Genomic DNA, 6,000 nt, shown 5'->3' with positions numbered 1-6,000 from the left:
AGATCGTCTCATCATCCATATTCATCTGTCCCGTCCTCCTTCCGGAGGGGGCCAGTTTTCAGTGACGCGAGGGGGTCAGTTTTGCATGTCGCCTAACAGACGCGGCCTGAACCGATCTGGCGGGTTCGTGGCGGGCAAGCTGCGCGGCAGCACGCGACCGATTTATGCCGAAGTTCACAGTGTATGCGCGCGCGTGCCTGGGCGCGCGTAGGCGTGAGGGCATGATTTATCAGACGTTTCAAAGAGGGGGCGGGATAGGCGCGCTGAGGCGGAATAGGACAGGCTAAATGGATGCCTGTTTGAGAAAATAGGATGTTTTTTTAGAAGCCTGTGGCCATTGGGTTACGCCTAGTCTCGAGCGGCCTGCGTTGAGGTCGGGGACGCTATAAGACCGGTTGGCGATAGTGCGCTCCCCTCTCCCCGGCCCTCTCCCCTGACGGGGAGAGGGAGAATGCCCCTACCAGCGGCGAAGTCGGGGTTGGAACACGCTGGGGTCTATGGCAAGCATCGGCGCGTCGCGGGTGGCCAATTCCACCAGAGCTTTCTCCAAAAGCGGAGGCTGGGCATTGGGCGTGAAGGTCACGACAGCCGTGCCGGGATCGTTAAGCACCAGCATGTCGAGCATCAGTGCTGGCCTCAAATCATCCGCATTCACGCGCACCAGTGTTCCAATCTGCGTGAGGGCAAAGAGTTTGCGCGCGAAGGCTTGCGGCAGGCGAATACAGCCATGGCTTGCCGGATAGCCCGGATTGTGCCCGGCATGCAGCGCGATGCCGTCCCAGGTCAGACGCTGCATGAAAGGCATGGGCGCATTGCTGTAGATGTTCGACCTGTGCCATTCCCGTTTTTGCAGGATCGCATATTCGCCAGTGGGCGTGCGATGCCCCTTCGTGCCGGTCGATACGCTGGCCATGCCGACCAGTCGGTCGCCACTATAGACATGGACCATCTGCCGCTCGATGCTGATGATCAGGTAGAGCGGACCGTCGAAAGGCCCCTCCTCCAGCCAACGATAACTACCCGCTGCCAGCGGCTCGCTATCGATCGCCGTTGGTTGCGCCTCGGCCGGTTTAATCCACGGCGACATGACGCAAATGCTAAGCAGGGCAAGGGCTGGCAGAAAGCGCATTAAGTCTTTCTTAACCATCTGCAGCCGCCGTGCCAGCCCGGATTTACGACGATGTGGTGGCGATCATCCCGTCATGGGACGCGGCGCGGCCCTCTAACTAAAGCAGCATCAATTGGGCAACCGGAGCGAAACTGCGGCGATGGAGCGGCGTCGGCCCATGTTCCCGCAGCGCAGCCAGATGCATCGGGCTGCCATAGCCCTTGTTCGTTTCCCAGCCATAATGGGGATGCGAGGAAGCCGCCTCGATCATCATCCGGTCGCGCGCTTCCTTTGCCAGGATCGAGGCAGCGGCGATGGACAGGCATTTGGCGTCGCCTTCCACAACGGCAGTCGATGTCCAGCGCCATTTGGGACAGCGGTTGCCGTCCACCAGGACATGGGCGCAGTCATGGCTCAACGCTTCCATCGCCCGCGTCATCGCCAGCATCGTCGCCCAGAGAATGTTGAGGCTGTCGATCTCCTGGACCGAAGCCATGCCAATCCCCCAGCAGAGGGCGCGCGCTTTGATTTCTCCCTCCAGCACCGCGCGGCGGGCAGCAGTCAGTTGCTTGCTGTCGTTGAGGCCGTCCGGGCAATCGTCCTGCCTGAGGATAACGGCAGCGGCGACCACCGGTCCCGCCAGCGGACCCCTGCCCGCTTCATCCACCCCAGCGACGAGGCCGGGATGATGCAGAAGCTCATGCGCGAAATCAGGCATGGAAGTGAAATCCGAACGGCGCGCCCATCGGCCCGTGTCCCTGCCCTAGGCCGGGCGCCAAGACCAATGCTTCACGGACATATTTGCGCGCGCGATCGATGGCGTCGATCAGATCCAAGCCCTGCCCCAAGCCGGTCGCAATAGCGCTGGCCAGCGTGCAACCCGTGCCGTGCGTATGCGGCGTGTCGATCCGTTTATTGCTCCACGCCTTGCGCACGCCCTGCGGCCCGATCAACCGATCGGTGAGCATCGTCCCTTCGCCATGGCCGCCTTTGGCCAGCACATGGGTATCGAAGCGAAGGGCGATCTCTTCCCCGCCCAAGGCTTCCAGTTCCGGGATGTTCGGCGTGACCAGCGTCGCGATGCTCATCAACTGTTCGAAAGCAGCGATCGTCGACTCGTCCGCAAGGGCCGAGCCGCTGGTCGCGACCATGACGGGGTCGAAGACGATCGGCACATGTTCTAACTGGGCAAGCCGGTCCGCAACTGCGGCCGCGGTTTCAGCAGAGCCGATCATGCCGATCTTTACCGCATCGACGCCGATGTCACTGAGGACGCTGTCCATCTGCTGCACCACCATGGGCGTTGGCACGGCATGGACGCCCTGCACGCCCAGCGTGTTCTGCGCGGTGATCGCGGTGATCGCCGTCATGGCATGGCCGCCGAGCAGCGTCACCGTCCGGATATCCGCCTGGATACCCGCGCCGCCGCCGCTGTCCGATCCGGCGATGATCAATATGCGTGCGGGCGTCATGCCTTATGGCGGCGTTGGGTGGTTGCGGGATGACGGGCGAGCGCATCGCCCATGCGGGTGGGACGATCCATCAACTCGCCGCCGCAATTGGGGCAGCGATCGTCCAGCACCTCGGCACAAGGCGCGCAGAAGGTGCATTCGAAGGAGCAGATGAACGCGCCCGGTTCGTCGGCGGGCAGGTCGGCGCCGCAGCGCTCGCAGTCGGGGCGCATTTCAAGCATGGCCGAACCCCGTCATGCCAGCGGAAGCCGGCATCTTTGGACGAAGGACACGACTCATCCGAAGGAAATCCCAGCCTTCGCTGGGATAACGAGGGAATGGAAAGCTCACGCAGCCACTCTCGCGACGGCGTTGCAGATGCGTTCGACGACGTCCTTCACCTGATCCTCGCGGTCGCCTTCGGCCATCACGCGGATCACCGGCTCCGTACCCGAAGGACGGATGACCAAGCGGCCGCAGCCGTTGAGTTCCGACTCGGCCTGCGCGATCACGCGCTTCACCTCCTCATGCTCCAAAGGCTTGCCGCCCGAAAAGCGGACATTTTTGAGGAGCTGCGGCACTGGATCGAACTGATGCAGCACTTCGCTCGCAGGCTTGCCCGCGCGGACAAGCGCCGCCAGCACCTGCAGCGCGGCCACGGTGCCGTCGCCGGTCGTCGCATAGTCGGACAGGATCATATGACCGGACTGTTCGCCGCCGACATTGAAGCCGCCCTCGCGCATCCGCTCCAACACATAACGGTCGCCGACCTTCGTGCGCTCCAGATTGATGCCCTGGCCCGCAAGATGCCGTTCCAGGCCGAGATTGGACATGACCGTCGCCACCAGCCCGCCACCGCGCAGCGACCCGTCGCGAGCGAAATTGCCCGCGATGAGCGCCATGATCTGGTCGCCATCGACGATCTGGCCCTTTTCATCCACGACGATCAGCCGGTCTGCATCGCCATCCAAGGCTATGCCGATATCGGCTCCCGATGACACGACCGTTTCCTGACACAGGAGCGGAGACGTCGATCCGCATGCGTCGTTGATGTTGACGCCGTTGGGCGTGACCCCGATCGCGATCACTTCCGCGCCCAATTCCCACAAGGCAGAGGGAGCGACCTGATAGGCTGCGCCATTGGCGCAATCGACGACGATCTTCAGCCCGTCGAGGCGCAGGTCCGCGGGGAAGCTGGATTTGACGGCGTGAATGTAGCGGCCGCGCGAGTCCTCCACGCGGCGGGCTCGGCCGATGTCGGAAGGAGCCGCCAGCGGAATATCCTGCTCCAGCATCGCCTCGATCTTCAGCTCATCCTCGTCGGACAATTTGTATCCGTCAGGGCCGAACAGCTTGATCCCGTTGTCGGCATAGGGATTGTGGCTGGCGGAGATCATGACGCCCAGGTCCGCGCGCATCGAATGGGCGAGAAGCGCCACCGCAGGCGTCGGGATCGGGCCGAACTGGACGACGTCCATGCCAACGGCGGTGAAGCCCGCAACAAGGGCGTTTTCGACCATATAGCCGGAAAGGCGCGTGTCCTTGCCGATCACCACACGGTGGCGGTGACTGCCGCGCTGGAAATGCTTGCCCGCGGCCATACCGACCTTCATCGCCAGTTCGGCCGTCATCGGCCACTGGTTGGTGCGGCCCCGGATACCGTCGGTGCCGAAATAACGCCTGCTCATGATTCTCGTCCCGCAAAGCGACCTAAGCTGCCGTCATCCATAGCAATCTTTGTTCGACTTTCCACCGGAGACCAGTCATTCCTTAGCAGATGGACGGGTTCAATGCAGCGGTGGACGCGCTGGCGGGCGCCGTCTTTCTCAAGGTGCCGCTGCTGGGCGCGCAGATCGAACTGATCGTGCTCTATCTGGCTGTGCCGATGCTGTTCTTCACGATCTGGCTGGGCTTTCCCAATGTGCGCGCCGTTGGAAGAGCGCTGCGCATCTTGCGGACGCAACCAGGCCCTGGCCAGGCGAAGGGTGACATTAGCCAATGGGGTGCGCTGACTACTGCGCTGGCCGGGACTATTGGCTTAGGCAATATCGCTGGGGTCGCTGTGGCGCTGACCATGGGCGGGCCGGGTGCGATCCTGTGGATGTTCGTCATCGGCTGGTTCGCGATGACCGTGAAAATGGCCGAGGTAACGTTGGGCCTCAAATACCGGACCTTCGACAGCCGCGGGCATGTGCATGGCGGCCCCATGTATGTGCTGCGCGCGGTGGGCGCGGCGCGGGGATGGCCCCGCTTCGGACTGGCGCTTGGCGGTCTCTATGCCTTTTTCGCGCTGTTCGGGGCGATCCCGATGGTTCAGGTCAATCAGAGCTTTGCCCAGGTGAAGGTGGTGACGGGGCTGTCCAACGGCTGGGCTTACGGCGTCCTGCTTGCTGCTGCGGTTGCGTTAGTAACGCTCGGCGGCGCGGCTTGGCTGGGCGAGGTGGCGAAGCGGCTCACGCCGCTTAAGGTGGCGGTCTATCTCACCGGGGTTGCGGCTGTGCTGATATTTCATGCGCCTGCGATTCCGGGCGCGCTGGCCGAGATCTGGCAAGGCGCGTGGAACGGCACCGCGGCGACGGGCGGCGCTGTCGGCGCGTTCGTCGCGGGAATGCGGCGAGCGGTGTTCGCAAGCGAGGCGGGTGTGGGCTCCGCCGTGATGGCGCACAGCCTGGCGCGGGTGCGCCATCCGGTGTCGGAAGGGCTGGTGGCCCTGCTCGAACCTCTGCTGGGCACGATGATCGTATGCGCTGCCGGCGGCTTGGCCCTGGTGGTCGCGGGCACATGGCGGTCAGGGTTGGAGGGGATAGCCATCACCTCCGCCGCCTTTGCACAGGTGTCACCCTGGTTCCCTTGGCTGCTTGCTGTAGTCGTGGTGCTGTTCGCCTATTCGACGCTGGTGGCCTGGGGCTTTTATGGCTTGCAGGCTTGGGGTTATCTGTTCGGCAACGGGCCGAAGGCGCAGTGGAGCTACAAGATTCTCTACATCATCGCCCTGCCCCCGGCGGCGGCGATTGATCTGGGCCGGGTGGTGGACATTGTGGACAGCAGTTTCTTCCTGATGGCCATACCCAATGTCATCGCGCTCTATCTATGCGCGGGTGAATTGCGGCGGGATGTGCAGGACTATCTACGCGCTTCAGAAGATGGGGCGCAGAGGACCAGCGGGGCGGGTGCCTTGGGATAAAAGAAAGGCCCCGCCACCGGCGAGGCCCTTGGTTTAGTGAAGGTTTCGATCAGATGTCGTCGCCGAGCGCGCCCTTGATCGAACCCTTGATATCCTGCGCCGTGCCCTTGGCCTTTTGCGCCTTGCCCTCGGCGGCCAGGTCGGCATCGCCCTGATTGCGGCCTACGCTTTCCTTGATGGCGCCAGCCGCCTTGTTGCCAGCGGCCTTCGCCTTGTCGGTTAGTTCGCCCATCGGGTCCTCCTGTCGTTAGCTACGG

At 63.3% G+C, this 6,000-nt stretch carries 7 protein-coding genes; 1 reads left to right on the top strand and 6 read right to left on the bottom strand.

Features of this window, described 5'->3' with window-relative positions; all coding sequences use genetic code 11:
• Positions 1-457 precede the first annotated feature (457 nt).
• From ACFO3E_RS10950 to glmM, 5 genes are all read right to left on the bottom strand, one after another.
• Positions 458-1,087, bottom strand: coding sequence for a L,D-transpeptidase family protein (locus ACFO3E_RS10950; RefSeq protein ID WP_066527239.1), 630 nt, complete (start codon positions 1,085-1,087; stop codon positions 458-460).
• A gap of 139 nt (positions 1,088-1,226) precedes the next feature.
• On the bottom strand, positions 1,227-1,826 hold the full coding sequence (locus ACFO3E_RS10945; RefSeq protein ID WP_066527236.1) for a ribonuclease HII: 600 nt from the start codon (positions 1,824-1,826) through the stop codon (positions 1,227-1,229).
• Positions 1,819-2,580, bottom strand: a complete 762-nt coding sequence (gene thiD / locus ACFO3E_RS10940) for a bifunctional hydroxymethylpyrimidine kinase/phosphomethylpyrimidine kinase (RefSeq protein WP_066527234.1) — start codon at positions 2,578-2,580, stop codon at positions 1,819-1,821. The genes ACFO3E_RS10945 and thiD overlap by 8 nt, the downstream gene beginning before the upstream one ends.
• The gene (locus ACFO3E_RS10935; protein WP_066527232.1) at positions 2,577-2,801 is read right to left on the bottom strand and encodes a DUF1272 domain-containing protein; all 225 of its coding nucleotides are present in this window, start codon (positions 2,799-2,801) and stop codon (positions 2,577-2,579) included. Before ACFO3E_RS10935 ends, thiD begins: the two co-directional genes overlap by 4 nt.
• Positions 2,802-2,906: 105 nt before the next feature.
• Positions 2,907-4,247: a phosphoglucosamine mutase gene (gene glmM, locus ACFO3E_RS10930; protein WP_066527230.1), complete on the bottom strand. Its 1,341-nt coding sequence runs from the start codon at positions 4,245-4,247 to the stop codon at positions 2,907-2,909.
• Positions 4,248-4,336: 89 nt separating this feature from the next.
• On the opposite strand from glmM, the gene ACFO3E_RS10925 reads away from it, so the two are divergent.
• Positions 4,337-5,743 carry an alanine/glycine:cation symporter family protein gene (locus ACFO3E_RS10925; protein WP_066527228.1) on the top strand — a complete coding sequence of 469 codons (1,407 nt, stop codon included), beginning with the start codon at positions 4,337-4,339 and terminating at the stop codon, positions 5,741-5,743.
• A gap of 49 nt (positions 5,744-5,792) precedes the next feature.
• Here the strand turns inward: ACFO3E_RS10925 and ACFO3E_RS10920 are convergent, their stop codons facing one another.
• Entirely contained in the window at positions 5,793-5,975 is a 183-nt protein-coding gene (locus tag ACFO3E_RS10920; RefSeq protein ID WP_066527225.1) for a general stress protein CsbD, read from the bottom strand.
• Positions 5,976-6,000 lie beyond the last annotated feature (25 nt).

Source organism: Sphingobium tyrosinilyticum (assembly GCF_042654265.1).
Lineage (GTDB): Bacteria > Pseudomonadota > Alphaproteobacteria > Sphingomonadales > Sphingomonadaceae > Sphingobium > Sphingobium tyrosinilyticum.
Note: the sequence above shows the minus strand (reverse complement) of the source record. Positions and strands in the feature narration are given on the sequence as shown.